Genomic DNA, 3146 nt, shown 5'->3' with positions numbered 1-3146 from the left:
CCGTTGATACATTCGATATTTTCTATTGGTCTACGTTCTCCTAGCGTCGAGCGCTTCAGCAAGCCAATAAACTCGTCAGCCGAGATCTGATGATTAACCTTGTATTCGATATTCAATGTGACCTCCTTATCACATAACGCCGCATTAAGGTGTGAGCGACGCTTGGCTATACTTGAGCGAAGCGAAACTGCCAAGCGTTGCGAATCACTCTTAAATGCTTTGTTATGTAACTTGGTAAGTTGCAGAGAAGATGTCAAACACCTCTTTTTTAAAATAAACTATGTCTTTTTTATACGCGTTTGCCGCTCTATGTACTGTCGCTAATTCAGTGTCTGCCTCTTGTGCTAGTTCAATAACACTCCCGCCCCTCTCAACTTCAATATATGCCGCACGCTTTGCTTTTAAAGTCTCTAATCGTTCTAAAATATCGCTGATTAGTTTGCATTGTTTAGGAGATGCAACACCTTGTGATGAAACTAGTAATTTTTGCAATCTATAACTCAACCTCTTCGCAGTTTCTATATCAACGGCATGAGCTCTTGTAATTGATGCAGTGTGTCAAGAACATCTCTTGCGATTATCAACTACTCATTTCTAATACCAAGCCTTTTTTGCTCTCTTGTATATTTGACCATAAGCAAGGCAGCACCGCATGATAAGATAGAAGCAATAGCTGAAAAGCAGGCAGCTACCAGACCATAGATATCCATTTCAGAGGTTGTCGTAGCCCCTTCAATTACCTCTATTAATGGAGTTAAGTCAATTGTCATATTTTAAATATACCTTCTGTTACATAACGCCGCATTAAGGTGTGAGCGGCGCTTGGCTATACTTGAGCGAAGCGAAACTGCCAAGCGTTGCGAATCACTCTTAAATGCTTTGTTATACGATTTTTAATAATCGACAACCTCGATTAAATAACTGTTTTTCTTCAACTTTGCTAACTTGATAGCAATGTTTGGATTAACTGATTTGGCGATACTAATAATAAGTTGCTGTTGGTTTTTAGGCATTTTTTCACCAATGACTATTTCAAGTAGTGACTTGGCTGAATAGCTATGTAAGTTTTTATCTGACATTGAGAGGATTCTAAACTCATTTTCATAGCTCCAAGACTCAGATTTACTAGCTACCGTACCTACTACATGATCTATATAATTTAGATCGGACACACCAAGCATTGCTGGAGAAAGAATAAATTCATTTATATCTATGACATTCGGTGTGTTTTGGTAACTTACTTTCACAGGACGAATCGTAGTGCTTGAATACCTATGGATATCTGCTTGCAAACCATCACTATCAAAAACTAAGCAGAAGCCTCTTAAGCCATCAGAATAGTGAGACCACATCAAGTTTTCTGTTAAAGGGTCGCCTTTACTGTCTGAAATAGACAAAGATATTACCTTTGAAAGCTGAATCAACTTCAATACAATATCAAACTCAGATTTAGCTAACTTAGACAAAAAATCAGGGTTGGAGACGTCTAAGTGCTCAAGACCCAGTTCTTTGAGCTTTCTGTCTCTTTCCGTTAGGTCTATGTCTTTGCCGCCTTTCCACTCAACCATACTTTCCCAAAGCTTATAGCTGTTTTCGGAAATTGACTCTTCAAATACAAACATTCCCTCAAAGGGGTCATTGAAGGATCCAATATCTGAAAACCAGAGTTGAGAGTTAGCTAATCCAGTAAGACTGTAGGTATCAACAGACCTAAATTTATATAACTTTGAAATTTTCACCATCCTCCAAATCGTATAACGCCCAATTAAGTAGCTGACAACGCTACCAATATACTCAAACTTAACACCTAAATCACTGAAACCAAACCGAGCTAAAAATGCCAAGCGTTGACAGTCTGCTTAAATTGCTTGTTATAAAGCGGACTCTGCGTTTAACGACTTTTCTAGCCACATGGAGCTAATGTACTGACCATTTTTCTTTGCGTACTCATTAAAAACACCAACCTCTCTAAACCCGAAACGTTTATGTAGAGCGATTGAGGCGTCATTTGGCAACGCAATACCTGACAGTACTCGATGGATACCGTGCGTGTGAATAGATGCAAACAGTTGAGAATACAGCTTTGAACCTAAACCTTTRCCCTTGGCTTCTTGCGCCAWATAAACAGTTACTTCCGCTGTTTCTTCAAATGCGGACATCGCTCTGTACTGCTGGGAACACGCAAAACCAAATAGAACTTCATTTTCAGTAGCCACATAGAGTTGATACTTACTATCTCGTGAGAACTGTGAAAACCATTGTTGTCGATTTTCTAACGAAAATGGGGATTCTTCAAAACGTGCATTTGTATGTTCAATATAGAAATTAAAAATATCAGTGATACCCGCTACATCCGACAATTTTCCAGTTCTAATGTTCACGTAAAATCCTTTCCGATGCGTGCTTTATAACGCCCAATTAAGTAGCTGACAACGCTACCAATACACTTAAAATTACCACCAAAATCACTAAGCTAAACCGAGCTAAAAATGCCAAGCGTTGGCAGTCTGCTTAAATTGCTTGTTAGCTGTTTTTACTCATTGCCCACCTTAAGTCATCTAAAAAGGGCTTCAAGCATGTTTGGTCAGTTTTAAAATTAATTATTAAATGTTGTGAATGTTCGCTGTACTCATCAAAGTTGGCACTTAAAATCACATGACCAAACGTATTCAATTCTAGCTTTAAATAATGATCTGCATAGTCTTCTGATAATTCAGCACTACCTACCGATAAGTGACTCATCGCTTCTAGAACAGTGAAGAATTTTGTAACGTTATCGAAAGCAACAGATCCGTTATACCCAAACCCTCTAGAATTAATTGATACGTCACATTTCAGGCTATTAGCGAAAAATTTAATATTTGAGAATACTAGACTTTTTGTCTCGTCATTGGTCTTCAGTTCAACTATACATTTCATTTAAAGTTATTCTCAATTTCCATGTAACAGCTAACGCCCAATTAAGTAGCTGACAACGTTACCAGTACGTTCAAACTTACCACCTAAATCACTGAAGCTAAACTGAGCTGAAAATGCCAAGCGTTGACAGTCTGCTTAAATTGCTTGTTAGGTATATTTAGCCTGCCTTACCGATAAATTTGTAGCATACAGAGCTACAAATCCAAGAAGTTAGGACAGGCAGTGGC

General features: G+C 38.3%; 5 protein-coding genes. All 5 read right to left on the bottom strand.

Going from position 1 to position 3146, the window contains the following annotated elements; all coding sequences use genetic code 11:
• Window positions 1–222: 222 nt before the first annotated feature.
• The 5 genes from L4C37_RS22215 to L4C37_RS22195 all read right to left on the bottom strand — a co-directional run bounded on the left by L4C37_RS22215 (window position 223) and on the right by L4C37_RS22195 (window position 2919).
• Window positions 223–492, bottom strand: a complete 270-nt coding sequence (locus L4C37_RS22215; protein WP_429770143.1) for a hypothetical protein — start codon at window positions 490–492, stop codon at window positions 223–225.
• A gap of 92 nt (window positions 493–584) precedes the next feature.
• Window positions 585–770, bottom strand: coding sequence for a hypothetical protein (locus L4C37_RS22210; protein ID WP_429770141.1), 186 nt, complete (start codon window positions 768–770; stop codon window positions 585–587).
• Between the two features lie 123 nt (window positions 771–893).
• Window positions 894–1622 (bottom strand): DUF2971 domain-containing protein, encoded by a 729-nt coding sequence (locus L4C37_RS22205; RefSeq protein ID WP_429770140.1) that lies wholly within the window; start codon window positions 1620–1622, stop codon window positions 894–896.
• Between the two features lie 249 nt (window positions 1623–1871).
• Window positions 1872–2381: a GNAT family N-acetyltransferase gene (locus L4C37_RS22200; RefSeq protein WP_429770138.1), complete on the bottom strand. Its 510-nt coding sequence runs from the start codon at window positions 2379–2381 to the stop codon at window positions 1872–1874.
• Between the two features lie 142 nt (window positions 2382–2523).
• Complete coding sequence (locus L4C37_RS22195; protein ID WP_429770136.1) at window positions 2524–2919, bottom strand: WapI family immunity protein; 396 nt, start codon at window positions 2917–2919, stop codon at window positions 2524–2526.
• Window positions 2920–3146: the final 227 nt, after the last annotated feature.

The sequence above is a fragment of the Vibrio kagoshimensis genome, from assembly GCF_050337535.1.
Lineage (GTDB): Bacteria > Pseudomonadota > Gammaproteobacteria > Enterobacterales > Vibrionaceae > Vibrio > Vibrio gallaecicus.
This window is presented reverse-complemented; position numbering and strand designations above follow the sequence as displayed.